This window comes from Pseudomonas xionganensis, from assembly GCF_009763245.1.
GTDB classification, from domain to species: Bacteria; Pseudomonadota; Gammaproteobacteria; order Pseudomonadales; family Pseudomonadaceae; genus Aquipseudomonas; species Aquipseudomonas xionganensis.
Genome location: NZ_WKJZ01000002.1, coordinates 1 through 25380 on the forward strand (window position 1 = coordinate 1; position 25380 = coordinate 25380).

A 25380-nucleotide genomic window follows, 5' to 3' on the forward strand; every position below is an offset into this window, starting at 1 on the left:
GATTGGTGGAGCTAAACGGGATCGAACCGTTGACCTCTTGCATGCCATGCAAGCGCTCTCCCAGCTGAGCTATAGCCCCGAAACCTTGCGGTCGGCTCGCAGCACTCAAGCGCTGCGACTGGAAAATGGCGTCCCCTAGGGGACTCGAACCCCTGTTACCGCCGTGAAAGGGCGGTGTCCTAGGCCACTAGACGAAGGGGACGAAACCTTCGAACAACAAGGCCAGCACTAGGCTGGCCTGTCGGTGATTGGTGGAGCTAAACGGGATCGAACCGTTGACCTCTTGCATGCCATGCAAGCGCTCTCCCAGCTGAGCTATAGCCCCAAAACCTTGCGGTTTGGCTGCAATGCCTAGGCACTGCGGCTGGAAATAGTGGCGTCCCCTAGGGGACTCGAACCCCTGTTACCGCCGTGAAAGGGCGGTGTCCTAGGCCACTAGACGAAGGGGACGCAAAACCCTTTTCGTAAATCAACCTGAGTTGATTCTGGCACTCCCGAAGGAGTTGAGATTGGTGGAGCTAAACGGGATCGAACCGTTGACCTCTTGCATGCCATGCAAGCGCTCTCCCAGCTGAGCTATAGCCCCATCTCAAGGACGGGGCGCATGTTAAGAGCGCCCCGCATGGCTGTCAACAACATTTTTTCTGCCAGCCAAAAGTTTTTGCCACTAGAACAATTACTTAGGGCCGCGCGAGGTCCCGTAGGGTGCGCTACGCGCACCGCCGCAAGCGAGGATACCCCGGTGCGCACGGCGCCCCCCTACCTCAGGCAATGCTCGCCAGCAGCTTTTCCCATTCCTTGTTTTCCTTCTTCGACACGCCACCGAGCAGTTCGATGGCCTGACGCAGGCGGAAGCGGGTCAGGTCCGGGCCGAGGATCTGCATGGCATCGAGCACCGACACCGAGCTGGCCTGGCCGGTGATGGCGGCGAACATCAGCGGCATGGCATCACGCAGCTTCAGTTCCAGGTGCTCGACCACGGCCTGGATGCAGGCCGTGATCTTGTCTTTTTCCCATTGGCGCAGGGCTTCGAGCTTCCACAGGATCAGCTGCATCACCTGGCGTACCTGATCGGCGGACAGTTTCTTGCTCTCGAACAGTTTGGCATCCAAATTCAGCCCGCCGGCGAAGAAGAAGCTGGCCAGAGGCGCGATCTGACTGAAGGTCTCCACCCGCCCCTGCACATGGGGGGCGATCTGCATCAGGTAGTTGGAGTTGAACGCCCACTTCTGCGCAGCGGCGGCGAAGTCCTCGACGCTCAGCTCGCGCATCCACTGGCCGTTAAGCCAGGACAGCTTCTCCAGATCGAAGATCGGCCCGCCCAGGGAGACCCGATTGATATCGAAGTGCTCGATCATCTCGTCGAGGCTGAATTTTTCGCGCTCGTCTGGCATCGACCAGCCCATACGGCCGAGGTAGTTGAGCATGGCCTGGGGCAGGAAACCCATGCGCTCGTAGAAGGTGATGCTGGTGGGGTTCTTGCGCTTGGACAGCTTGCTCTTGTCCGGATTGCGCAGCAGCGGCATATAGCACAGCTGCGGCTTGTCCCAGCCGAAGTACTCGTACAGCAGGATCAGCTTGGGCGCCGACGGCAGCCATTCCTCGCCGCGCAGCACGTGGGTGATGCCCATCAGATGGTCGTCCACCACGTTGGCCAGGAAGTAGGTCGGCAGGCCATCGGTCTTCATCAGCACCTGCATGTCCATGCGATCCCAGGGGATCTCCACTTCGCCACGCAGCATATCCGGCACCACGCACACGCCTTCGCTCGGCACCTTCATGCGCACCACATTGGGCTCGCCGGCGGCCAGACGCTGCTGTACTTCCTCAGCGGACAGGTGCATGCAGTGGCCGTCGTAACGCGGCGTCTGCTTGGCTTCCATCTGTTCGGCGCGCAGCTTGTCCAGGCGCTCGGCACTGCAGAAGCAGTGGAAGGCATGGCCCTTTTCCACCAGCTCGGCGCTGTACTTCTGGTAGATCGGGCCGCGCTCGCTCTGCCGATACGGGCCGTGGGGGCCGCCGACATCCGGGCCTTCGCTCCATTCGATGCCCAGCCAGCGCAGGGCGTCGTAGATCTGCTGCTCGGACTCACGGGTCGAGCGCAACTGGTCGGTGTCCTCGATACGCAGAATAAATTCGCCGCCGTGCTGCCGGGCAAAGCACATATTGAACAGGGCGATATAGGCGGTGCCTACATGGGGGTCGCCGGTGGGCGATGGCGCGATACGGGTACGAACGGTAGTCATGGCGGCTCTCAGGCAGGCAAAGCGAAAAAATCAAGGCGGCGATATTAGCAGCCCTGCCCTACCCGCCTCCAGCGCCCGCCGCCAGACTTATACCTGCAGCAGGCGGTCGCGCAGCTTCTGGATCTCGTCACGCAGCTGGGCGGCGGCCTCGAATTCCAGGTCACGGGCAAGGGCATACATCTTCTCTTCCAGCTGACGGATGCGCTTGGTGATCTCGCTGGGCGAACGCAGCTCGTTCTCGTAGCGGGCACTTTCCTCCGCTGCCTTGGCCATGCCCTTGCGCTTGTTGCTGCGCGAGCCCGGCACGGTGGCGCCTTCGAGAATGTCCTGCACATCCTTGAACACGCCCTTGGGCACGATGCCATTAGCCTCGTTGAAGGCAATCTGCTTGTTACGCCGCCGCTCGGTCTCGCCGATGGCGCGCTCCATGGAGCCGGTCATGCGGTCGGCATAGAGAATCGCCTTGCCGTTGAGGTTGCGCGCGGCGCGGCCGATGGTCTGGATCAGCGAACGCTCGGAGCGCAGAAAGCCCTCCTTGTCCGCATCGAGAATCGCCACCAGGGACACTTCCGGCATATCCAGGCCTTCGCGCAGCAGGTTGATCCCCACCAGCACGTCGAAGGCGCCGATACGCAGGTCGCGGATGATCTCGACCCGCTCCACCGTGTCGATATCCGAGTGCAAATAACGCACCTTGACCCCGTGGTCGCCCAGGTAATCGGTCAAATCCTCGGCCATGCGCTTGGTCAGGGTGGTGACCAGCACCCGCTCCTCGATGGCCACCCGCTTGTGGATTTCCGAGAGCAGATCATCGACCTGGGTCAGCGCCGGGCGCACCTCGATCTCGGGGTCGACCAGCCCCGTGGGGCGCACCACCTGCTCGATCACCCGCCCGGCATGCTCGGCCTCGTAAGGCCCTGGCGTGGCGGACACGAAGATGGTCTGCGGGCTGGCCGCCTCCCACTCCTCAAAACGCATGGGCCTGTTGTCCAGCGCCGAGGGTAGGCGGAAACCATATTCCACCAGAGTTTCCTTGCGCGAGCGGTCGCCCTTGTACATGGCGCCAACCTGGGGCACCGAGACGTGGGATTCGTCGATCACCAGCAGGGCCTGATCCGGCAGATAGTCATAGAGGGTCGGCGGCGGCTCGCCAGGACCGCGCCCGGAGAGGTAGCGCGAGTAGTTTTCGATGCCGTTGCAGTAACCCAGCTCCAGAATCATCTCCAGATCGAAGCGGGTGCGCTGCTCCAGGCGCTGGGCTTCCACCAGCTTATTGTTGCTGCGCAGATAGTCCAGACGCTCCTTGAGCTCGACCTTGATCTGCTCCACCGCCTCCAGCAGGGTTTCCCGCGGGGTCACATAGTGGCTCTTGGGGTAGAAGGTGAAGCGCGGCAGCTTGCGGATCACCTCGCCGGTCAGCGGATCGAAGGCGGCGATACTTTCCACTTCGTCATCGAACAGTTCGATGCGAATGGCTTCCAGGTCGGATTCCGCCGGGAAAATATCGATCACATCGCCGCGCACGCGGAAGGTGGCGCGGGCGAAATCCATGTCGTTGCGGGTGTATTGCAGGTCGGCCAGGCGACGCAGCAAGGCGCGCTGGTCCATTTTGTCGCCGCGATCGACATGCAGCACCATCTTCAGATAGGACTCAGGGCTGCCCAGACCGTAGATACACGACACCGTGGTGACGATGATCGCATCCGGCCGTTCCAGCAGCGCCTTGGTCGCCGACAGGCGCATCTGCTCGATATGATCGTTGATCGAGGCGTCCTTCTCGATAAAGGTATCGGAGGACGGCACATAGGCTTCCGGCTGGTAGTAGTCGTAATAGGAAACGAAATACTCCACCGCATTGTTCGGAAAGAAGCTCTTGAACTCACCGTACAGCTGCGCCGCCAGGGTCTTGTTCGGCGCCAACACCAGGGTCGGGCGCTGCACCTGGGCGATCACATTGGCGATGGAAAAGGTCTTGCCCGAGCCGGTCACCCCCAGCAGGGTCTGGTGCGACAGGCCCGCCTCCAGCCCTTCGACCATCTGCCGGATCGCCTCGGGCTGATCGCCAGCCGGCTGGAAACGGGTGACCAGTTGAAACTCGGACATGCAAGACCTCGACAAGCGGTTGTGACGCCCGGGCAAACAAGGCGTCAAAACAGGCGAAAAGCCTGTGTCCGCTGTCGCGGCACAGGGTATGGCTGGGTATACTACCGGCCGATTTGCGCAACCCCTAGCCCAAGTCGTCGCTAGGCGTTGCTGACACCCACCCTCCTCTATCCGAGTTCCTGCCTCCATGAGTCTGTTCTCTGCCGTCGAAATGGCTCCGCGCGACCCCATCCTGGGCCTTAACGAAGCATTCAACGCCGATACCCGCACCGACAAGGTCAACCTGGGCGTCGGGGTGTATTTCACCGAGGACGGAAAAATTCCCCTGCTGCGGGCCGTAGCCCAGGCAGAAAAAGCCCTGACCGAAGCCCAGGCACCGCGCGGCTACCTGCCGATTGAAGGCATCGCCGCCTACGACCAGGCTGTGCAGACCCTGCTGTTTGGCGCCGACTCGCCCCTGCTCCGTGACGGTCGAGTGATTACCACCCAGTCTATCGGTGGTACCGGCGCGCTGAAGATCGGTGCAGACTTCCTCAAGCGCCTGCTGCCGGGCGCCACCGTGGCCATCAGCGATCCGAGCTGGGAAAACCACCGCGCCCTGTTCGAAGCCGCCGGTTTCCCGGTGCAGAACTACCGTTATTACGACGCTGCCAGCCATGGTCTGAATCACGCCGGCATGCTGGACGATCTCAAAGCCCTGCCACCGCGCTCCATCGTGGTGCTGCACGCCTGCTGCCACAACCCCACCGGCGTCGACCTGAGCCTGGACGACTGGCGCGCCGTGGTAGACATCCTCCGTGAGCGCGAGCATGTGCCCTTCCTCGACATCGCCTACCAAGGCTTTGGTGACGGCATCGAAGAGGACGCCGCCGCCGTGCGCCTGTTCGCCCAGTCGGACCTGACCTTCTTCGTTTCCAGCTCCTTCTCCAAGTCCTTCTCGCTGTACGGCGAGCGCGTCGGCGCCCTGTCCATCGTCACCGGCTCCAAGGATGAAAGCGGCCCGGTACTGTCCCAGGTCAAGCGCGTGATCCGCACCAACTACTCCAACCCGCCGACCCACGGCGCCAAGGTCGTGGCCAACGTGCTGACCAACCCGGAACTGCGTGCCCTGTGGGAAGCGGAACTGGCCGAGATGCGCGAACGTATCCGCGGCATGCGCGAAGCCATGGTGGCCCAACTGGCCGAACTGGCGCCGAACCACGACTTCAGCTTTGTGGCCCGCCAGCGCGGCATGTTCTCCTACTCGGGCCTGTCCGCCGAGCAGGTGGAACGCCTGAAGAACGAGTTCGCCATCTATGCCGTCGGCACCGGCCGCATCTGCGTCGCGGCGCTTAACCAGCGCAACCTGCCGGCCGTTACCCAGGCCATTGCCAAGGTGCTTTAAACGATTCAAAGGGGAAGCCAACAAGGGTTGACTTCCCCTTTTTAATCAGTAGGATACGCACCGTTGTTCCGCGATAGCTCAGTCGGTAGAGCAAATGACTGTTAATCATTGGGTCCCTGGTTCGAGTCCAGGTCGCGGAGCCAAATTCAAAAGCCTCGGTTAATACCGGGGCTTTTTTATGCCTGTCGGACTCTCGCCAGGGGCTGCGTCCGAGGCTATGGCTACAACTTAATACGGTGTAGCCGGCCGTTTTTGTAGGGTGGATGTCGCTTTTTACATCCACCGGGCAATGCCATGGTGGATCGGTGAAGCGTGATCCACCCTACAGCGCCAGCCTCCTTAATCCTCACTGACCTCAATACTCGGCATCTGTTGCGCATCGGCCTGGGCAATACGCGCCGCCACACTGCGGGCAATTTCCTGATAGATCATGGCGATCTGGCTTTCCGGGTCGGCAATCGCGGTGGGCTTACCACCATCGGCCTGCATGCGAATGGCCATGGACAGCGGCAAGGAGGCCAGCAGATCGACACCGTACTGAGCCGCCAGCTTCTCGCCGCCGCCCTCGCCAAACAGATGCTCGGCATGGCCACAGTTGCTGCAGATATGCACGGCCATGTTTTCCACCACGCCCAGCACCGGGATATGCACCTTGCGGAACATCTCCACGCCCTTCTTGGCATCCAGCAGAGCCAGATCCTGGGGCGTGGTAACGATCACTGCACCGGCCACCGGCACTTTCTGCGCCAGGGTCAGCTGGATATCACCAGTGCCCGGCGGCATATCCACCACCAGGTAATCCAGGTCACTCCAGGCGGTCTGGGTGATCAGCTGCAACAGCGCGCCGCTGACCATGGGCCCGCGCCAGACCATGGGGGTGTTGTCGTCGGCGAGAAAGGCCATGGACATCACCTGCACCCCATGGGCCTCAAGCGGCACAAACCACTTTTGATCCCTGACCTCAGGCCGGGTGCCAGGTGCAATACCGAACATAATGCCCTGGCTCGGCCCGTAGATATCCGCATCGAGAATGCCCACCCGAGCCCCTTCACGAGCCAGGGCCAGGGCCAGGTTGGCGGCGGTGGTGGACTTGCCCACACCGCCCTTGCCGGAGGCCACGGCGATCACATTCTTCACATTGGCCAGGGCCGGCACCTGATCCTGCGCCTTGTGTGCTTCGATCACGCAGTCGATCTGCACCTGAGCCCGCTCGACACCGTCAAGGTTTTCCAGGGCCATCTGCAACATCTGCGCCCAGCCGCTCTTGAATAGACCAGCGGCATAACCCAACACCAGGCGCACCTTGATCTGGCCGCCCTGAATATCCACCTCACGCAGACAGCCGGCACTGACTGGGTCCTGATTCAGGTGCGGGTCGGTGTATTGGGACAGGGCGGCCTCGACCGCTGCGCGGGTAACGACACTCATGGAAGACTCCGAAAGGCTGAGTAAAGCAGGCGGACATATTAACCCAGGCCAACCTCATTGGTGCGCACCGGCAGGCATTGCCCCCGCAAGGGTGAAAAATATCCGCTGCCCCTATATAGTTGCCGGCTTCCCTGAGTTACCAGTGCAGCCGATCCCATGAGCCAAGCCCGCAAGATTCTCGTTACCAGCGCCCTGCCCTACGCCAACGGTTCGATCCACCTGGGTCATATGCTCGAATATATCCAGACCGATATGTGGGTGCGCTTCCAGAAACTGCGCGGCAACCAGGCCATCTACGTCTGCGCCGACGACGCCCATGGCTCGGCCATCATGCTGCGCGCCGAGAAGGAAGGCATCACCCCCGAGCAGCTGATCGCCAATGTGCAGGCCGAACATACCGCCGACTTTGCCGATTTTCTGGTGAATTTCGACAACTACCATTCGACTCACTCGATTGAGAACCGCGAGCTGGCCTCCTCCATCTATCTGGCCCTGCGTGACAAGGGCCATATCGCCACCCGCTCGGTAACCCAGTACTTCGACCCCGAGAAGGGCATGTTCCTCGCCGACCGCTTTATCAAGGGCACCTGCCCCAAGTGTGCGGCCGAGGACCAGTACGGCGACAACTGCGAGAAATGCGGCGCCACCTACGAGCCCACCGAGCTGAAGAACCCACGCTCGGCGATTTCCGGCGCCGTGCCGGAGCTGCGCGACTCCAAGCACTTCTTCTTCAAGCTGCCGGACTTCGAGGCCATGCTCAAGCAGTGGACCCGCAGCGGCGCCCTGCAGGATGCGGTGGCCAACAAGATCGCCGAATGGCTGGATTCCGGTCTGCAGGAATGGGATATCAGCCGCGATGCGCCCTACTTCGGCTTCGAGATCCCCGACGAGCCGGGCAAGTACTTCTACGTTTGGCTGGATGCACCGATCGGCTATATGGCCAGCTTCAAGAACCTCTGCGCCCGTACCCCCGAGCTGGATTTCGATGCCTTCTGGGGCAAGGACTCCACGGCCGAGCTGTATCACTTTATCGGCAAGGACATCGTCAACTTCCATACCCTGTTCTGGCCGGCCATGCTCGAAGGCGCGGGTTACCGCAAGCCCACCGCGGTAGCCGTGCACGGCTACCTGACGGTCAACGGGCAGAAGATGTCCAAGTCGCGCGGCACCTTTATCAAGGCGCGCACCTACCTGGATCACCTCAACCCGGAATACCTGCGCTACTACTACGCGGCCAAGCTGGGCCGCGGCGTGGATGACCTGGACCTGAACCTGGAAGACTTCGTGCAGAAGGTCAATTCCGACCTGGTGGGCAAGGTGGTGAATATCGCCAGCCGCTGCGCCGGTTTTATCCACAAGGGCAATAACGGCGTGCTGGTGGCCGGCAATGCCGCCCCCGAGCTGACCGAGGCCTTCCAGGCCGCCGCGCCGAGCATCGCCGAAGCCTACGAGGCCCGCGACTTTGCCCGCGCCATGCGCGAGATCATGGCCCTGGCCGACCGCGCCAACGCCTGGATCGCCGACAAGGCGCCCTGGGCGCTGAACAAGGTGGAAGGCAAGCAGGCCGAGGTGCAGGCAATCTGTGCACTGGGCATCAACCTGTTCCGCCAGCTGGTGATCTTCCTGAAGCCGGTACTGCCAAAGCTGGCAGCCGACGCCGAGGCCTTCCTCAATGTACCGGCGCTGACCTGGGACGATCATCAGACCCTGCTGGCCAACCACCAGCTGAACCCCTTCAACGCCCTGCTCACCCGAATCGAGCCGGCGAAGATCGAAGCCATGATCGAGGCCTCCAAAGAAGACCTGGCCGCCAGCGACGCCACTCCCGCTGCTGTACAGGGCAATGGCGAACTGACAAAAGACCCGCTGGCTGCCGAGATCAATTTCGACGCCTTTGCCGCGGTCGACCTGCGTATCGCCCTGATCGAGAAGTGCGAATTCGTCGAGGGCGCCGACAAGCTGCTACGCCTGACCCTGGATATCGGCGATGCCAAGCGCAACGTGTTCAGCGGCATCAAGAGCGCCTACCCGGACCCGAGCAAGCTGGAAGGCCGCCTGACCCTGTATGTGGCCAACCTGGCGCCACGCAAGATGAAGTTCGGCATCAGCGAAGGCATGGTGCTGGCCGCCGGCCCCGGTGGTGAGGACATCTACCTGCTGAGCCCGGATGCCGGCGCCAAACCGGGCCAGCGGGTCAAATAAGCCTGCGCAGCCAGCTGTTGCAGGCTGCGCTAGCCTTATGCCGATACCTTAGGGTGGCTGATCCAGCTTGTCTGGCTGGGTCGGCTTACCGATAATAGCCGCCCCTAAACAGAGTAAGTCGCGCAGCGACGTCATCCTTTTAGCCTTCTCCGGGAGAAGGTGGCGCGCAGCGCCGGATGAGGGAAATGGCCTTTTGCCCGTCCATCAATGGAACCCGCAATGACCGAACTCGCCTTGATCATGGTCAGCGCCATCCTGGTCAACAATTTCGTGCTGGTGCAGTTTCTCGGCCTGTGCCCCTTTATGGGCGTGTCGAAGAAGATCGAGACGGCCATCGGCCTGTCCCTGGCCACCACTTTTGTGCTGACCCTGGCGGCCATGTGCAGCTATCTGGTGCAGCAGTACGTGCTCAAGCCGCTGGACCTGGAATACCTGCGCACCATCAGCTTTATCCTGGTGATCGCGGTGACCGTGCAGTTCACCGAGATGGTGGTGAACAAGACCAGCCCCCTGCTCTACCGGGTGCTGGGCATCTTTCTGCCACTGATCACCACCAACTGCATCGTCCTGGGCGTGGCCCTGCTCAACGCCAACAAGGCCGAGTTCACCTTTATCACCGCCACCGCCAACGGCTTTGCCGCCGGCCTGGGCTTCTCCCTGGTGCTGGTGCTGTTCGCCGCCATGCGTGAGCGCATCGCCATTGCCGATGTGCCCAAATCCTTCCAGGGTGCGGCCATCGGCATGATCACCGCCGGATTGATGTCCCTGGCCTTTATGGGCTTTACCGGGCTGATCAAGCTATGAGCCTGGTGCTGATCGCCGTCCTTGCCCTGCTCGGCCTGTGCCTGCTGGCCGGTGCCATCCTTGGCTTCGCGGCAGTGCGCTTCAAGGTCGAGGGCGACCCCATCGCCGAGCAGATCAACGCCCTGCTGCCGCAAACCCAGTGCGGCCAGTGCGGCTACCCGGGCTGCAAGCCCTACGCCGAGGCGATTGCCGGCGGCGACAAGATCAACAAGTGTCCACCCGGTGGCGAAGCGACCATCCAAGCCCTGGCCGACCTGCTGGATGTCGAGCCCGAGCCACTGGATGCGGTGGAAGGCGAAAAGCCGCAGATGGTCGCCTATATCCGCGAGGCCGAATGCATCGGCTGCACCAAGTGCATCCAGGCCTGCCCGGTGGACGCCATCGTCGGCGCCGCGCGGCAGATGCATACGGTGATCGTCAGCGAATGCACCGGCTGCGACCTGTGTGTCGAGCCCTGCCCGGTGGACTGCATCGACATGATCCCGGTGGGCAGCACGGTGCAGACGTGGAAGTGGGACAAGCCGCTGGCCCCCGGCCAGCTGATCACCAGTGACCGGGAGCAGGCTGCATGAGCACCATGTCAAAAAACGACATGGGCGCAGCGCGGACAAGCCGCGCTGACGCCATGAAAATCTGGGACATTCCCGGCGGCATTCACCCGGCCGAGCGCAAGGAACTGTCCAACCGCACGCCGATCCAGCCGGCACCGCTACCCAAGCGTCTGACCCTGCCCCTGGGCCAGCATATCGGCGCCGCCGCCGAGCCCTGCGTGGCGCTCGGCCAGCGGGTGCGCAAGGGCGAGAAGATCGCCGAGGCCAATGGCTTTGTCAGCGCGCCGCTGCATGCGCCCACCTCCGGCACCGTCAGTTTTATCGGCCCGCAGCCCTACCCCCATGTCTCCGGCATGCTGGCGCCGGCCATCGTGATCGACAGCGACGGCCTGGATGAGTGGATCGACCTGACGCCGAACCCCGACTACCGGCATATGGAAGCCAGCGAGCTGCTGGCGCTGATCCGCGAAGCCGGTATCAGCGGCCTGGGCGGTGCGGGCTTTCCCACCGCGGTCAAGCTCACAGCCCGGCCGACGCAGAAGATCCATACCCTGATCATCAATGGCACCGAGTGCGAGCCCTATATCACCGCCGACGACCTGCTGATGCGCGAGCGCGCCAGTGAACTGGTCTCCGGCATCGATATCCTGGTGCAGCTGATCCAGCCTGATCAGGTGCTGATCGGCATCGAGGACAACAAGCCCGAGGCCATCGCCGCTATGCGCAGCGCCTGCAGCGAGCGCAGCTACCAGATCCGCGTATTCCCCACCAAATACCCCTCCGGTGGCGAGAAACAGCTGATCCAGATCCTGACCGGCGTCGAGGTGCCTTCGGGTGGGCTGCCGGCCGATATTGGCATCCTCTGCCAGAACGTCGGCACCTGCGTGGCCGTGCACGAGGCGGTGGTGCTGGGCCGGCCGCTGATTTCGCGTATCACCACTCTGACCGGCGAAGCCCTGGCCCGCCCCGGCAATATCGAGGTGCTGCTGGGCACACCGGTGGGCGAGCTGTTGGAGTTTGCCGGGCTGGACCGGAGCAAACTCAATCGCCTGATTATGGGCGGACCGATGATGGGCTTTACCCTGCCCAGCCTCGACGTGCCGCTGATCAAGACCGCCAACTGCCTGCTGGCCAGTACCGCCACCGAGCTGCCGCCACCGCCGCCGGCCCTGCCCTGCATCCGCTGCGGCGAATGCGCCGAGGCCTGCCCGGCCAGCCTGCTGCCGCAGCAACTGCACTTCTTCGCCCTGGGCCGGGAGCATGAGCAGCTCAAGGCGCACAACCTGTTCGACTGCATCGAGTGCGGCGCCTGCGCCTATGTCTGCCCCTCCAGCATTCCGCTGGTGCAGTACTACCGCGCGGCCAAGGCGGAAATCCGCGAACTGGAGCAGAAGCAGCTCAAGGCCGAGCACTCCAAGCAGCGCTTCGAGCAGCGCCAGGAACGCCTGCGCCGCGCCGAGGAACAGAAGGAAGCCGAGCGCAAGGCCCGCGCCGAGAAGGCCGCCCGGGCCAAGGCAGCCCAGGCCGAGTCCCCTGCAGCTCCCGCCGCACCGGCCGACGAAGCGCTGAAAAAGCTCAAGATCGAGGCCAGCATGGCCCAGGTGGCGCTGAAAAAGGCCGAGAAGCAACTGACCCAGCATGACACCGCCGAGCTGCAGTCCCAGGTTGCCGAGCTACGCGCCGCCGCCGAGGCCGCACAGAAGGCCCTGGACGCCGCCCAGGCCAACGCACCGGCAGCAGTGGCCAAGCCCGCCGGCGACGAGGCGCTGAAAAAGGCCAAGATCGACGCCGCCATGCTCAAGGCTCAGCTGCGCAAGTTGGAGAAGATCGAGAGCCCGGACGACGACCAGCAGGCCGAGATCGCCCGCTTGCGCCAGCAACTGGAGGCCGCCGAAAAAACCGTCGCCAGCCTGCAGGATCAGACCCCGGCGCCTGCGGACAAGCCCGCCGGTGACGAAGCCCTGAAAAAGGCCAAGATCGATGCCGCCATGCTCAAGGCCCAGCTGCGCAAGCTGGAAAAGCTCGAAGCCCCGGATGACGATCAGCAGGCCGAGATCGCCCGCCTGCGCCAGCAGCTGGAAGCCGCCGAGAAAACCGTCGCCAGCCTGCAGGACCAGGCCCCTGCGCCTGCGGCCAAACCCGCCGGCGACGAAGCCCTGAAAAAGGCCAAGATCGACGCCGCCATGCTCAAGGCTCAGCTGCGCAAGTTGGAGAAGATCGAGAGCCCGGACGACGACCAGCAGGCCGAACTCGCCCGCCTGCGCCAGCAGCTGGAAGCCGCCGAGAAAACCGTCGCCAGCCTGCAGGATCAAGCCCCGGCACCCGCCACCAAATCCGCCGGCGATGATGCGCTGAAAAAGGCCAAGGTCGAACTGGCCATGAAACGCGCCGAGCTGAAAAAAGCCGAAAAGGCTGGCGCCAGTGAAGCCGAACTGCAGCCCCTGCGTGACGCCCTGAGCGCCGCCGAGCAGTCCCTGCACCAGGCCGAAGATGCCTCGGGCAAACCCGAACCACAGCTGGTTCGCACGGAAAAACCGGGCATGACCGATAAGCTGAAGGCGCTAAAAACCGAAGTGGCCTTTGCCCGCGCCGACCTGCGCAAGCTGGAGCGCGACGAAAGCGCCGAAGCCGAGGCTCTGGAACAGGCCCGTACACGCCTGGCTGAGGCCGAACGCCAGCTGGCTGAATACCAACCCTGATAACCGTCCCGGATTGTATCCGGGCTACTGCACCGCTTCTGTAGGAGTCAGCTTGCTGGCGATCATGGCGAAGAACATCGCCGGCAAGCCTACTCCTACAATTCCTGGCACCGCATGTAGCTCCGATAGCATCCGGGGAATAAACACGACACCGCGCCAACGCAAGCGCAGTGATAGAACAACCGGAGCGCCAATGGCCCTGCCCCGTATCACATCGCCCCACGCCAAGGGCAGCAACCGCACCCAGCAGGTCATGCTGCAGGTGCTGCTGGCCACCGTGCCCGGCATTCTCGCCCTGACCTGGCTATTTGGCGCCGGCACCCTGTACAACCTGGCCCTGGCCAGCCTGTTTGCCATTACCTTCGAGGCGTTGATCCTGGTCGCGCGCCAGCGCCCGGTGGGTTTCTTCCTCAAGGATTACAGCGCCCTGGTAACTGCCGTGCTGCTGGGCCTGGCGCTGCCACCCTATGCGCCCTGGTGGCTGACCCTGGTGGCGGTGGGCTTCGCCATTGTGTTCGGCAAGCAACTGTATGGCGGCCTCGGGCAGAACCCCTTCAACCCGGCCATGCTTGGCTATGTGGTGGTACTGATCTCCTTCCCGGTGGAAATGACCAGCTGGCCGGCGCCACACAGCGTAGGCGCCCTGGATGGCCTCAAGCAGGTGCTGGGTATCGCCGCCCTGCCCGACGGCTGGGCCCAGGCCACCGCCCTGGACGCACTCAAGGTCAACAACAGCCTGACCATGGACGAACTGCGCGCCGCCAACCCGGCCTTCGGCCATTTCGGCGGTGCCGGCAGCGAGGCGGTCAACCTGGCGTTTCTCGCTGGCGGCCTTTACCTGCTGCACAAGCGCATCTTCAGCTGGCACGCCCCCGTGGGCATGCTCGCCGCCCTGGCGGTGATGAGCCTGCTGTTCTGGAATGGCAGCGGCTCGGACTCCAACGGCTCGCCGCTGTTTCACCTGCTGACCGGGGCGACCATGCTCGGCGCCTTCTTTATCGTCACCGACCCGGTATCGGGGGCCACCAGCAACCGTGGCCGCCTGGTGTTCGGCATCGGCGTCGGCGTGCTGGTCTATGTGATCCGCGCCTGGGGCGGCTATCCGGATGCGGTGGCCTTTGCCGTACTGCTGATGAACCTGGCCGCGCCGACCATCGACTACTACACCCGGCCACGCAGCTATGGCCACCGCAAGCCCAATAGCGGCTTCAAGCTGGGAGAATGAGCATGCTGCCGGAAATCAGCCGCTCGATGCTGAAGAATGCCCTGGTGCTGGGCCTGTTCGCCATTGCCACTGTCGGCACTGTGGCCGTGCTGCAGCAGGTCACCGCCAGCCGTATCGCCACCGCCGAACGGGCCGCCCAGGCCCGTGCCCTGGGTGAAATATTGCCGCCCGGCAGCTACGACAATCAGTTGCTCGATCACCCCATTGAGGTCAACGCCCGCGAGCTGGGCCAGCGCAGCCCACAGCAGGCCTACCGGGCGCTCAAGGGCAATAGCCCCAGCGCCATCATCCTGCCGGTGACCGCGCCGGATGGTTACAGCGGCGCCATCCAGCTGCTGGTCGGTATCTTCGCCGACGGCCGCCTGGCCGGCGTGCGCGTGCTCGGTCACAAGGAAACACCGGGCCTGGGCGACAAGATCGAACTGGCCAAGAGCGACTGGATCCGCAGCTTCGAGGGTAAATCCCTGAGCAACCCCGGCGCAGCAGGCTGGGCGGTGAAGAAGGATCGCGGCGAGTTCGACCAGTTCGCCGGCGCCACCATCACCCCGCGCGCAGTGGTCAAGGCCGTGCACGGCGCCCTGCAGTATTTCGATGCACACCGCGCCCAGTTGCTGGGCCTGGCGGAGGACGCGCAATGAGCAGCTACCGCGAAATAACCCTCAATGGCCTGTGGAAGAACAACCCGGCCCTGGTGCAGCTGCTTGGCCTCTGCCCGCTGCTGGGGGTGAGCAACTCCACGGTCAACGCCCTTGGCCTGGCCCTGGCCAGCGCGGTGGTACTGGTGTGTTCCAACACCGCCGTGTCGCTGGTGCGCGGTGTGGTCAACACCGCCGTGCGCCTGCCCGCCTTCGTCATGATCATCGCCGCCCTGACCACCTGCATCGAGCTGTTGATGCAGGCCTTCACCTACGAGCTGTACCAGATTCTCGGCATCTTTATCCCGCTGATCACCACCAACTGCGTGATCCTCGGCCGCGCTGACGGCTTCGCGGCGAAAAACGCCCCGGCCCGCGCCGCCTACGACGGCCTGATGATGGGCATCGGCTTCGGCATCGTGCTGGTGCTGATCGGTGCCGCCCGCGAGCTGCTCGGCACCGGCGCCCTGCTGGCCAATATGCACCTGCTGTTCGGCCCCATGGCCGCGGATTGGCAGCTGACCCTGGTCAGCGACTACAAGGGCTTCCTGCTGGCCATCCTGCCACCAGGCGCCTTTATCGTCCTCGGCCTGTTGATCGCCGGCAAAAACCGTATCGATCAGGTATTGGCCGAGCGAGCCAAGGCCGCCGCGCCGGAAGCGCCCGCACAGAGCCGCCGCGTGCGGGTCACCGGGGTGATCGAATGAATGCAGCCAAGCGCCTGGAAATCTTCCGTCGCCTGCATGAAGACAACCCCGAGCCCAAGACCGAGCTGGCCTACAGCACGCCCTTCGAGCTGCTGGTAGCCGTCACCCTGTCGGCCCAGGCCACCGATGTCAGCGTCAACAAGGCCACGGCCAAGCTGTTCCCGGTGGCCAATACCCCGGAGGCCATCTATGCCCTGGGCGTGGAAGGGCTGAGCGATTACATCAAGACCATCGGCCTGTACAACAGCAAGGCGAAGAATGTCATCGAAGCCTGCCGCCTGCTGATCGAGAAGCACAACAGCCAGGTGCCGGATAACCGCGAAGACCTCGAAGCCCTGCCCGGCGTCGGTCGCAAGACCGCCAACGTGGTGCTCAACACCGCCTTTCGCCAGCCGGCCATGGCGGTGGACACCCATATCTTCCGGGTCAGCAACCGCACCGGCATTGCCCCCGGCAAGAACGTGCTGGAAGTGGAAAAGAAGCTGCTCAAGTTCGTGCCCAAGGATTATCTGCTGGACGCCCACCACTGGCTGATCCTGCATGGCCGCTATGTCTGCGTGGCGCGCAAACCCCGCTGTGGCAGCTGCCGCATCGAGGATCTGTGCGAATTCAAGGCCAAGACCTCGGACGATTGATCCGCTAGCGAATAAACCTATCAGCTGATTGAAAAAATCTTTTTTACCCGCTCCCTGTTTGCCGCTATAAGGTGCGCAAATGGCTCTGGTGGCCTGGAGTGAAATAGATGAGCACTGATAAAGAAGATCTCGAACTGGACGAAGACTTTGTCGCCGAGGACGCCGAAGACAGCGAAGCCCCGGTTGAAGTCGCCAAAACCAACCTGACCAAGCGCCGCATCATCGACAACTTCCTCGAAGAGCGCCGCCTGCACAAGCAATTGGCCGAGTACGATTTCGACTTGTAACTTGCCCAGAGAAACAACAAAAGCCCCGCATCACAGCGGGGCTTTTTGCTTCTCAGTCCTTGCGCGACGGCGACAACAACTCGATCTTGTAGCCGTCCGGGTCTTCGACAAAAGCCAGGATGCTGGTGCCATGCTTCATCGGCCCGGGTTCGCGGGTGATCTTGCCACCGCGTGAACGGATGTCCTCACAAGCCTTGTAGACATCGGACACTTCCAGGGCGATATGACCGTAGCCACTGCCCAGCTCGTAGCTGTCCACGCCCCAGTTATGGGTCAGCTCGATCACGCTGTTGTGCGCCTCGTCGCCATAACCGACAAAGGCCAGGGTGAACTGCCCTTCGGGATAGTCCTTGCGCCGCAGCAGGGTCATGCCCAGCACTTCGGTGTAGAAGGCGATGGATTTGTCCAGATCGCCAACGCGCAGCATGGTATGCAGCAGTCTCATCAGATTTCTCCTCGTCTATAAATGCAAACCCCGGCTTATGGCCGGGGCTTGTTGTGGCTCAGGCGCTCCAATCCATTAGAGCATCTTGCGCCCTTTGCCGGCGGCGATGCGCATGCGCAGGGCGTTGAGCTTGATAAAGCCGGCTGCGTCCTGCTGATTGTAGGCACCGGCATCGTCCTCGAAGGTCGCGATATTGGCGTCAAACAACGAATCGTCAGACTTACGCCCGGTGACGATGACGTTGCCCTTGTACAGCTTCAGACGCACCACGCCGTTCACGTTGGCCTGGGAAGCGTCGATCATCTGTTGCAGCATCAGACGCTCCGGGCTCCACCAGAAACCGTTGTAGATCAGGCTGGCGTACTTGGGCATCAGCTCGTCTTTCAGGTGCGCCACTTCACGATCCAGGGTGATCGATTCGATGGCACGGTGGGCCTTGAGCATGATGGTGCCGCCGGGGGTCTCGTAGCAGCCACGGGACTTCATGCCGACGAAGCGGTTCTCGACGATATCCAGACGCCCGATACCGTTATCGCCACCGATGCGGTTCAACTCGGCCAGCACGGTGGCCGGGCTCATGTCCTTGCCGTCGATGGCGACGATGTCACCGGCGCGGTAGGTCAGTTCGATATAGGTCGGAGTGTTCGGCGCGGCTTCCGGCGACTTGGTCCAGCGCCACATGTCTTCTTCGTGCTCGGTCCAGGTGTCTTCCAGCACACCGCCTTCATAGGAGATGTGCAGCAGGTTGGCGTCCATGGAGTACGGCGACTTCTTCTTGCCGTGGCGCTCGATCGGGATTTCGTGCTTGGCGGCATAATCCATCAGCTTCTCGCGCGACAGCAGGTCCCACTCGCGCCATGGAGCGATCACCTTGACGCCCGGCTTCAACGCATAGGCGCCCAGCTCGAAACGCACCTGGTCGTTGCCCTTGCCGGTGGCGCCGTGGGATATGGCGTCGGCACCGGTCTCGTTGGCGATTTCGATCAGACGCTTGGCGATCAGCGGACGGGCAATGGAGGTGCCCAGCAGGTACTCGCCTTCGTAGACGGTATTGGCGCGGAACATCGGGTAGACGAAGTCGCGGACGAACTCTTCGCGCAGGTCATCGATGTAGATTTCCTTGACGCCCATGGCCTGGGCCTTGGCGCGTGCCGGCTCGACTTCCTCACCCTGGCCGAGGTCTGCGGTGAAGGTCACCACTTCGCAGTTATAGGTATCTTGCAGCCACTTGAGGATCACGGAAGTGTCCAGGCCACCGGAATATGCCAGGACTACCTTGTTTACGTCGGCCATGCCATCAACTCCACGGGGTTGTGCGGGAAAACCCGTGATTCTACTGGCCGCGCTCGATCTTTTACAGGGGTGCGACAAGAGAGATCGACCAAGCGACCCTCCAGTCACACGACTCAATCCGGGTTGATGGCCTCTGCAGGTGCCTGCGATACAGGCACCTGACTTGCCGGCACACGCTCCAGCAGCATGGTCACCCGGCGATTCTTCGCCCGATTGGCCTCACTGTTATTGGGCACCAGCGGGTAGCGTTCTCCATGGAAGCGCACGGTGATCTGCTCGGCCGGCACCCCCTGGGCCACCAGATACTCCATGACGGCCAGGGCGCGGCGACGTGACAGATCGCGATTGGTCAGGCGATTGCCGCTGTTGTCGGCATGGCCGTCGAGCTGGATACGGTTGACGCTGGGATCGGCACGCAGAAAGCCCAGAATGATATCCAGCTTGGCTTGCCCCATGGGATCCAGGGCCACGCCGCCTCCCGGAAAGCCAACCTGACTCTGGCGCACCTGATCGAAGTTGACTGGCAACAGCCCGGCGGTGCATTCGAGATAGTCGTCATAAGCCTTCTGGAACTTAACCGGCAGCAGGCGCACCTCGACACTGTCGCGCCCCTGGGCGGTACGATGACGCACCAGCGGGCTGCGCCCTTCCAGCATGCTGGTGAGCAGGCGCGCCCCCTGCTCCTGACTGCTGCTAAGCGCAACCGGCGCAGCACTGACCGGCACCACACCCAGGTTGATATCGCCACGCCCCGGCTGCCAGGGCGCGGCTGCGGCCAGCAGGGTGGCCGAGCCGGTATCCAGCCAGCGCTCACGGGACTGCAGGCGGAAGGTCACCTGCTCGCCAGCACGGCGGACAAACTCACCCACGCCGAAATTGCTTACCGGCTGCGACAGACGACACTCGAACTGATCCCCTTCCACCTGCCATTCGACCTTCTCCAGGCGCGTCTGGAAGCTGATCGCCCAGGCGGCGGGCGTTAGCGGCACGCAGGTAAGCAGGCTTAACAGAATCAGGGATGGCTGGCGCACGGCACGCTCCAAAGGGGAATTACGGCGTTCCCTCGGGGTATCGGTGAGATTGGCAAAAACTTAAGACTCTTTTGCCCAGCGACTGCAGCGGGCCGGCCAATGGCAGGTGATCTGCGGCGTGCCCCGGACGGCCTTTTCCGGTAGCATTCAGGCCTCGTTTTTGCCCGCCTGGAAAGCCCCCATGACCGATCGCCTGACCCTGCTGCGCCCCGATGACTGGCACATTCACCTGCGCGATGGCGCCGTGCTGCCACATACCGTCGCGGATGCCGCGCGCACCTTCGGTCGCGCCATTATCATGCCCAACCTGGTACCGCCGGTGCGTAACGCCGTCGAGGCCGACGCCTACCGCCAGCGTATTCTCACCGCCCGTCCGGCCGGCAGCGCGTTCGAGCCGCTGATGGTGCTCTACCTCACCGACAACACCAGCCCCGAGGACGTACGCGCGGCCAAGGCCAGCGGTTTCGTACATGCCGCCAAGCTCTACCCGGCCGGCGCCACCACCAACTCCGACTCGGGCGTGACCAGCATCGACAAGATTTTCCCGGCTCTGCAAGCCATGGCCGAGGTGGGCATGCTGCTGCTGGTGCACGGTGAAGTGACCCGCGCCGAGATCGACGTGTTCGACCGCGAAAAGGCCTTTATCGACGAGCACCTGACTCGCGTGGTCGAGCGTTTCCCGACGCTCAAGGTGGTGTTCGAACATATCACCACCCGTGACGCGGTGCAGTTCGTCGAGGCGGCCTCGGCCAATGTCGGCGCCACCATCACCGCCCATCACCTGCTGTACAACCGCAACCATATGCTGGTGGGCGGTATTCGTCCGCACTTCTATTGCCTGCCTATCCTCAAGCGCAACGTGCATCAGGAAGCCCTGCTGGATGCGGCCACCAGCGGTAATACCAAGTTCTTCCTCGGCACCGATTCGGCGCCCCACGCCAAGCATGCCAAGGAAGCCGCCTGTGGCTGCGCCGGCTGTTACACCGCCTATGCGGCTATCGAACTGTATGCCGAAGCCTTCGAGCAGCGCGGTGCCCTGGACAAACTGGAAGGCTTCGCCAGCCACCATGGCCCGGACTTCTACGGTTTGCCACGCAACAGCGATCACATCACCCTGATCCGTGAAGACTGGACCGCCCCTGCCAGCCTGCCCCTGGGCGACCAGCAGGTCGTGCCCCTGCGTGCCGGCGAGACACTGCGCTGGCGGGTACTGGAGGCGCAGGCGTGAGCGAAGATCTGTACGACGACGAACAGGAACAGCACAGCCCATCCGGCCCGCGCCACCCCATGGCGGCGCGCTTTCGCGGCTATCTGCCGGTGGTGGTCGACGTGGAAACCGGTGGCTTCAACTGCGCCACCGATGCTCTGCTAGAAATCGCTGCGACCACCATCGCCATGGACGAGGGCGGCTTTCTCTATCCAGAACACACCCACTTCTTCCGCATCGAGCCCTTTGCCGGAGCCAATATCGAGCAGGCGGCCCTGGACTTTACCGGTATCAAGCTGGATCACCCGCTGCGCATGGCAGTCAGCGAAGAACACGCCTTGACGGAAATTTTCCGCGGCCTGCGCAAGTCGCTGAAAGCCAACGGTTGCAAGCGGGCGATTCTGGTGGGCCACAACAGCAGCTTTGATCTGGGCTTTCTCAATGCTGCGGTGGCGCGCAGCGAGATCAAGCGCAACCCCTTCCACCCCTTCTCCAGTTTCGACACCGCCACCCTGGCTGGCCTCGCCTACGGCCAGACCGTACTGGCCAAAGCCTGCCAGGCGGCCGGTATCGACTTCGATGGCAAGGAAGCCCACTCGGCGCGCTACGACACCGAGAAAACGGCCGAGCTGTTCTGCGGCATAGTCAACCGCTGGAAGGAAATGGGCGGCTGGATGGAATTCGACGACTGACACCGGCACGTCACAGCCCTGACCCCAAGCCGCCGCTCCCTTACAGGTCGGCGGCTTTTTAATGCGTCAAGCTGTCTGGATGATCTCGCCAGTTAACCGCCAGCACGCCATTCATCCAGTGGTTCTGAATTGCCCACCCAAGCGTTTGACACTCATTCTCATTAACATTAGTATCACCTCATCAACTCCACTGCGATGAGCGCTCTGCCATGTACGTCTGTCTCTGCGAAGGTGTCACCGACGGCCAGATCCGTGATGCGATCTACGAAGGCTGCTGCAGCTACCGCGATGTACGCGCCAGCCTGGGCGTCGCCAGCCAGTGTGGCAAATGTGCCTGCCTGGCCAAGCAGGTCGTACGCGAGACTCTGAACGAGGTACAAAGCGCCCAGTCCGCCCTGGCCTGCTCCGGTAACTTTGTTGCCGCTTAACCCCGCCCTTCCCCGCCAAAAGCCGGATATTTGAGTCCGGCTTTTTTGTGCCTGTTTTCAGGCACTTAGCATGCACACCAAGAAGCATCGGCAAAGCGTTCTTATTCTTATTACTTTCCGCTTAACTTTCATGGGCTTACGCTTTGACAGCGGCCCCTGGCCGGCCCAGACTTATGGGCCGTAACTCCTCACACAAGGGCAGGCTCTATGAAAGGCGACAAGAAAGTCATCCAGCATCTGAACAAGATCCTCGGTAACGAGCTGGTCGCGATCAACCAGTACTTTCTGCACGCGCGCATGTACGAGGACTGGGGCCTGAAGAAGCTTGGCGAGCACGAGTACCACGAGTCCATCGACGAGATGAAGCATGCCGACAAGCTGATCAAGCGCATTCTCTTTCTCGAAGGCCTGCCCAATCTGCAGGATCTGGGCAAGATCCTGATCGGTGAAAACACCCAGGAAATGCTCGAATGCGACCTGAAAATCGAGCACAAGGCCCACATTGACCTCAAGGAAGCCATCGCCTACTGCGAGAGCATTGGCGACTACGCCAGCCGCGATCTGCTGGAAGAGATTCTCTGCTCCGAGGAAGACCATATCGACTGGCTGGAAACCCAGCTCGGCCTGATCGACAAGGTTGGCCTGCAGAACTATCTGCAGTCGCAGATGGACGAGTAAGCGCCAAGCCCTGCGCTATAAACAACAAACCCCGCACTTGGCGGGGTTTGTTGTTTGGGGCAGACGACTTAAGCGTCGGTTTTCTGCACCGCGTTCTTGATCAGGGTCTGCAGCTCACCCTTCTCGAACATTTCCACCAGGATATCGCTGCCGCCGACCAGCTCACCGCCGACCCACAGCTGGGGGAAGGTCGGCCAGTTGGCGTACTTGGGCAGGTTGGCGCGGATTTCCGGATTTTGCAGGATGTCCACGTAGGCAAATTTCTCACCACAGGCCATGACCACCTGGGCAGCCTTGGAGGAAAAGCCGCACTGCGGAGCGTTCGGCGAGCCTTTCATGTACAGCAGAACGGTGTTGTTGGCGATCTGCTCTTTGATGGTTTCGATGATATCCATTGGGCACCTCAGGGCTTAACTTCCCGACTCACGGGTCGGCACGGTGGCGGCATTGTAACCAAAAGCCGAGCGTAATGCTCGGCCTTGCCGGCCACTTTCCCTAGCCCCCGAAATCAGCAGCTCAGGCCGCCTCGACCTGCACCGGTACACCATTAAGCGCCGCATTACCGGACAGGCTGTCGAGCTGCCGCTCATCGGTCAGGTCATTGGCGCTGGCACCCGGCTGCTCACTGGCAATCCCCATCTGCACCCCAGGTCGGGCGTGACCCCAACCGTGGGGCAGGCTGACCACCCCGGGCATCATCTCGTCACTGGCCGCCACCTCTACCTCAATGTTGCCGACCCGCGAACGCACCCGCACCGACTGACCATCGACCAGGCCACGCTGGGCCAGATCCTGCGGATGCATCAGCAACTGGTGGCGCGGCTTGCCTTTGACCAGGCGGTGATAGTTATGCATCCAGGAGTTGTTGCTGCGTACATGGCGACGACCGATCAGCAGCAGCTCGTCGGCACCGGGCAAAGGCTGCGCGGCAAAACGCGACAGGTCACCCAGCAGCAGGGCCGGCGCGGCCTGTACCTGCTTGTCAGCGGTTTTCAGGCGCCCTGCCAGATTCGGCAGCAGCGGCCCCAGATCGATGCCATGGGGCTGATCCCTTAGCGCCGCCAGGGACAACTTGTGCGCGGATTGATCGCCATAGGGGCCGAAGCGCAGCCCCATGTCGATCATCTGCTCGGGGGCCATGGTCGCTTTCAGCTCCACCCCGGTCCTGGCAGCAAAGGCCTTGGCCAGGCCGACGAAGATCTCCCAGTCATGCAAGGCGCCGACTGGCTTGGCCAGCACGGCCTCGTTGAAACGGGTGACATTGCGCACGGCAAAGACATTGAAGGTGGTGTCGTAGTGATCGTGCTCAAGCGCCGCAGTGGGGGGCAGGATCAGGTCGGCGTAGCGGGTGGTTTCATTGATATAGAAGTCCACCGAAACCATGAATTCCAGGCCGTCGAGCGCCTGCTCCAGCTGGCGGCCATTGGGCGTGGACAGCACCGGGTTACCGGCCACCGTCACCAGCGCCCGCACCTGTCCCTCGCCCGCCGTCAGCATTTCCTCGGCCAGGGCCGATACCGGCAACTCGCCACCATATTCCGGCAAACCGGAAACCCGGCTCTGCCAGCGATTGAAATGCCCACCGGAGGTGGACGCCACCAGATCCACCGCAGGGGTGGTGCAGAGCACGCCGCCGACCCGATCCAGATTGCCGGTTACCAGATTGATCAGCTGCACCAGCCACTGGCACAGGGTGCCGAAAGCCTGGGTGGATACGCCCATGCGCCCGTAGCACACCGCCTTGTCGGCGGCGGCGAAATCCCGGGCCAGCTGACGGATCTGCTCAGCCGGCACACCGCAGCGCGCGCTCATGGCCTCGGCGGTAAAGCCGGCAATGGCCTGGCGTACCTGATCCAGGCCGGCGACCGGCAGATGACTGGCGCGCCCCAGATGTTCCTCGAACAGGGTATTGAGCAGACCAAACAGCAGCGCCGCATCCTGCCCCGGACGAACAAATAGATGCTGGTCGGCAATGGCGGCGGTTTCACTGCGGCGCGGGTCCACCACCACCAGCTTGCCGCCGCGTTTCTGGATGGCTTTCAGGCGTTTCTCCACATCCGGCACGGTCATGATGCTGCCGTTGGAAGCCAGCGGGTTGCCGCCGAAGATCAGCATAAAGTCGGTGTGGTCGATATCGGGGATCGGAATCAGCAGGCCATGGCCATACATCAGGTGGCTGGTCAGGTGGTGAGGCAACTGGTCCACCGAGGTGGCGGAATAGCGATTGCGGGTTTTCAGCAGGCCAAGGAAGTAGTTGCTGTGGGTCATCAGCCCGTAGTTGTGCACGCTGGGGTTGCCCTGGTAGACCGCCACGGCATTCTGTCCGTGAGCCACCTGGATCGCACTCAGGCGCTCGGCCACCAGGTCGAAAGCTTCGTCCCAGGCAATAGCCTGCCACTGGCTGCCGATACGGCGCATGGGCTGGCGAATACGGTCGGGATCGTTCTGGATATCCTGCAGGGCCACCGCCTTGGGGCAGATATGGCCGCGGCTGAAACTGTCCTGGGCATCGCCCTTGATCGAGCGGATCTGCACACTGCCATCGGGCTGGCTTTCAGTTTCGATGGCGAGGCCGCAAATGGCTTCGCACAGATGGCACGCACGGTAATGGAGGGACTTGGTCATGGCCTGGCCTCTTGTTCTGATCCGAGACGACCGGTCGGGTCGTGAGAGCTGAACTATGGCGCCAGATAGGGAGGG

Annotated in this window: 22 protein-coding genes and 6 tRNA genes; 15 read left to right on the plus strand and 13 right to left on the minus strand. The window is 62.6% G+C overall.

Annotation, left to right across the window (positions count from 1 at the left end; all coding sequences use genetic code 11):
- Window positions 1-3 precede the first annotated feature (3 nt).
- The 7 genes from GJV18_RS12520 to uvrB form a co-directional block, all read right to left on the minus strand.
- Window positions 4-79: transfer RNA gene (locus GJV18_RS12520), tRNA-Ala, on the minus strand.
- A 47-nt stretch (window positions 80-126) separates the two neighbouring features.
- A tRNA-Glu gene (locus GJV18_RS12525) sits at window positions 127-202 on the minus strand.
- Between the two features lie 47 nt (window positions 203-249).
- Window positions 250-325 (minus strand) — tRNA-Ala (locus GJV18_RS12530).
- A 49-nt stretch (window positions 326-374) separates the two neighbouring features.
- A tRNA-Glu gene (locus GJV18_RS12535) sits at window positions 375-450 on the minus strand.
- A gap of 60 nt (window positions 451-510) precedes the next feature.
- Window positions 511-586, minus strand: a tRNA-Ala gene (locus GJV18_RS12540).
- Window positions 587-764: 178 nt separating this feature from the next.
- Window positions 765-2246 (minus strand): glutamate--tRNA ligase, encoded by a 1482-nt coding sequence (gene gltX / locus GJV18_RS12545; protein ID WP_160346112.1) that lies wholly within the window; start codon window positions 2244-2246, stop codon window positions 765-767.
- Between the two features lie 87 nt (window positions 2247-2333).
- Complete coding sequence (gene uvrB, locus GJV18_RS12550; protein WP_160346114.1) at window positions 2334-4349, minus strand: excinuclease ABC subunit UvrB; 2016 nt, start codon at window positions 4347-4349, stop codon at window positions 2334-2336.
- 187 nt (window positions 4350-4536) lie between these two features.
- On the opposite strand from uvrB, the gene GJV18_RS12555 reads away from it, so the two are divergent.
- Both GJV18_RS12555 and GJV18_RS12560 read left to right on the plus strand, forming a co-directional pair.
- Window positions 4537-5733 carry an amino acid aminotransferase gene (locus tag GJV18_RS12555; protein WP_160346116.1) on the plus strand — a complete coding sequence of 399 codons (1197 nt, stop codon included), beginning with the start codon at window positions 4537-4539 and terminating at the stop codon, window positions 5731-5733.
- 67 nt (window positions 5734-5800) lie between these two features.
- Window positions 5801-5876: transfer RNA gene (locus tag GJV18_RS12560), tRNA-Asn, on the plus strand.
- Between the two features lie 196 nt (window positions 5877-6072).
- Here GJV18_RS12560 and apbC read toward each other — a convergent pair.
- Window positions 6073-7161 carry an iron-sulfur cluster carrier protein ApbC gene (apbC, locus tag GJV18_RS12565; protein WP_160346117.1) on the minus strand — a complete coding sequence of 363 codons (1089 nt, stop codon included), beginning with the start codon at window positions 7159-7161 and terminating at the stop codon, window positions 6073-6075.
- A gap of 156 nt (window positions 7162-7317) precedes the next feature.
- On the opposite strand from apbC, the gene metG reads away from it, so the two are divergent.
- The 9 genes from metG (at window position 7318) to GJV18_RS12610 (ending at window position 16906) form a co-directional block, all read left to right on the plus strand.
- Window positions 7318-9363, plus strand: coding sequence for a methionine--tRNA ligase (metG, locus tag GJV18_RS12570; RefSeq protein WP_160346119.1), 2046 nt, complete (start codon window positions 7318-7320; stop codon window positions 9361-9363).
- 219 nt (window positions 9364-9582) lie between these two features.
- Entirely contained in the window at window positions 9583-10167 is a 585-nt protein-coding gene (gene rsxA / locus GJV18_RS12575) for an electron transport complex subunit RsxA (RefSeq protein ID WP_160346121.1), read from the plus strand.
- Complete coding sequence (rsxB, locus tag GJV18_RS12580; RefSeq protein WP_160346123.1) at window positions 10164-10739, plus strand: electron transport complex subunit RsxB; 576 nt, start codon at window positions 10164-10166, stop codon at window positions 10737-10739. Before rsxA ends, rsxB begins: the two co-directional genes overlap by 4 nt.
- Window positions 10736-13417, plus strand: a complete 2682-nt coding sequence (gene rsxC, locus GJV18_RS12585; RefSeq protein ID WP_407692361.1) for an electron transport complex subunit RsxC — start codon at window positions 10736-10738, stop codon at window positions 13415-13417. The genes rsxB and rsxC overlap by 4 nt, the downstream gene beginning before the upstream one ends.
- A 193-nt stretch (window positions 13418-13610) precedes the next feature.
- Window positions 13611-14642 (plus strand): RnfABCDGE type electron transport complex subunit D, encoded by a 1032-nt coding sequence (locus GJV18_RS12590; RefSeq protein ID WP_160346125.1) that lies wholly within the window; start codon window positions 13611-13613, stop codon window positions 14640-14642.
- A gap of 2 nt (window positions 14643-14644) precedes the next feature.
- On the plus strand, window positions 14645-15280 hold the full coding sequence (rsxG, locus tag GJV18_RS12595; RefSeq protein WP_160346127.1) for an electron transport complex subunit RsxG: 636 nt from the start codon (window positions 14645-14647) through the stop codon (window positions 15278-15280).
- Window positions 15277-15984 (plus strand): electron transport complex subunit E, encoded by a 708-nt coding sequence (locus GJV18_RS12600; protein ID WP_160346129.1) that lies wholly within the window; start codon window positions 15277-15279, stop codon window positions 15982-15984. Before rsxG ends, GJV18_RS12600 begins: the two co-directional genes overlap by 4 nt.
- On the plus strand, window positions 15981-16619 hold the full coding sequence (gene nth, locus GJV18_RS12605; RefSeq protein ID WP_160346131.1) for an endonuclease III: 639 nt from the start codon (window positions 15981-15983) through the stop codon (window positions 16617-16619). Before GJV18_RS12600 ends, nth begins: the two co-directional genes overlap by 4 nt.
- Before the next feature lie 107 nt (window positions 16620-16726).
- Window positions 16727-16906, plus strand: coding sequence for a PA3496 family putative envelope integrity protein (locus tag GJV18_RS12610; RefSeq protein ID WP_160346133.1), 180 nt, complete (start codon window positions 16727-16729; stop codon window positions 16904-16906).
- 52 nt (window positions 16907-16958) lie between these two features.
- Here the strand turns inward: GJV18_RS12610 and gloA are convergent, their stop codons facing one another.
- The 3 genes from gloA to GJV18_RS12625 form a co-directional block, all read right to left on the minus strand.
- Window positions 16959-17351 (minus strand): lactoylglutathione lyase, encoded by a 393-nt coding sequence (gene gloA, locus GJV18_RS12615; protein WP_160346135.1) that lies wholly within the window; start codon window positions 17349-17351, stop codon window positions 16959-16961.
- Between the two features lie 75 nt (window positions 17352-17426).
- Window positions 17427-18644, minus strand: a complete 1218-nt coding sequence (locus tag GJV18_RS12620; protein WP_160346137.1) for an argininosuccinate synthase — start codon at window positions 18642-18644, stop codon at window positions 17427-17429.
- Window positions 18645-18757: 113 nt separating this feature from the next.
- Window positions 18758-19675 carry a flagellar protein MotY gene (locus tag GJV18_RS12625; protein WP_160346139.1) on the minus strand — a complete coding sequence of 306 codons (918 nt, stop codon included), beginning with the start codon at window positions 19673-19675 and terminating at the stop codon, window positions 18758-18760.
- Between the two features lie 181 nt (window positions 19676-19856).
- Between GJV18_RS12625 and pyrC the strand changes: the two genes are divergently transcribed.
- The 4 genes from pyrC (at window position 19857) to bfr (ending at window position 22680) form a co-directional block, all read left to right on the plus strand.
- Window positions 19857-20903 (plus strand): dihydroorotase, encoded by a 1047-nt coding sequence (gene pyrC, locus GJV18_RS12630; protein ID WP_160346141.1) that lies wholly within the window; start codon window positions 19857-19859, stop codon window positions 20901-20903.
- Window positions 20900-21574, plus strand: a complete 675-nt coding sequence (gene rnt / locus GJV18_RS12635; protein ID WP_160346143.1) for a ribonuclease T — start codon at window positions 20900-20902, stop codon at window positions 21572-21574. The genes pyrC and rnt overlap by 4 nt, the downstream gene beginning before the upstream one ends.
- A 209-nt stretch (window positions 21575-21783) precedes the next feature.
- Window positions 21784-22002 carry a bacterioferritin-associated ferredoxin gene (locus GJV18_RS12640; protein ID WP_160346144.1) on the plus strand — a complete coding sequence of 73 codons (219 nt, stop codon included), beginning with the start codon at window positions 21784-21786 and terminating at the stop codon, window positions 22000-22002.
- Between the two features lie 207 nt (window positions 22003-22209).
- On the plus strand, window positions 22210-22680 hold the full coding sequence (gene bfr / locus GJV18_RS12645) for a bacterioferritin (RefSeq protein WP_160346146.1): 471 nt from the start codon (window positions 22210-22212) through the stop codon (window positions 22678-22680).
- 68 nt (window positions 22681-22748) lie between these two features.
- Here bfr and grxD read toward each other — a convergent pair whose 3' ends face one another.
- A complete protein-coding gene (gene grxD / locus GJV18_RS12650) occupies window positions 22749-23075 on the minus strand; it encodes a Grx4 family monothiol glutaredoxin (RefSeq protein WP_160346148.1) in 327 nt (108 codons plus the stop codon).
- A gap of 121 nt (window positions 23076-23196) precedes the next feature.
- Window positions 23197-25305: a molybdopterin oxidoreductase family protein gene (locus GJV18_RS12655; protein WP_160346150.1), complete on the minus strand. Its 2109-nt coding sequence runs from the start codon at window positions 25303-25305 to the stop codon at window positions 23197-23199.
- Window positions 25306-25380: the final 75 nt, after the last annotated feature.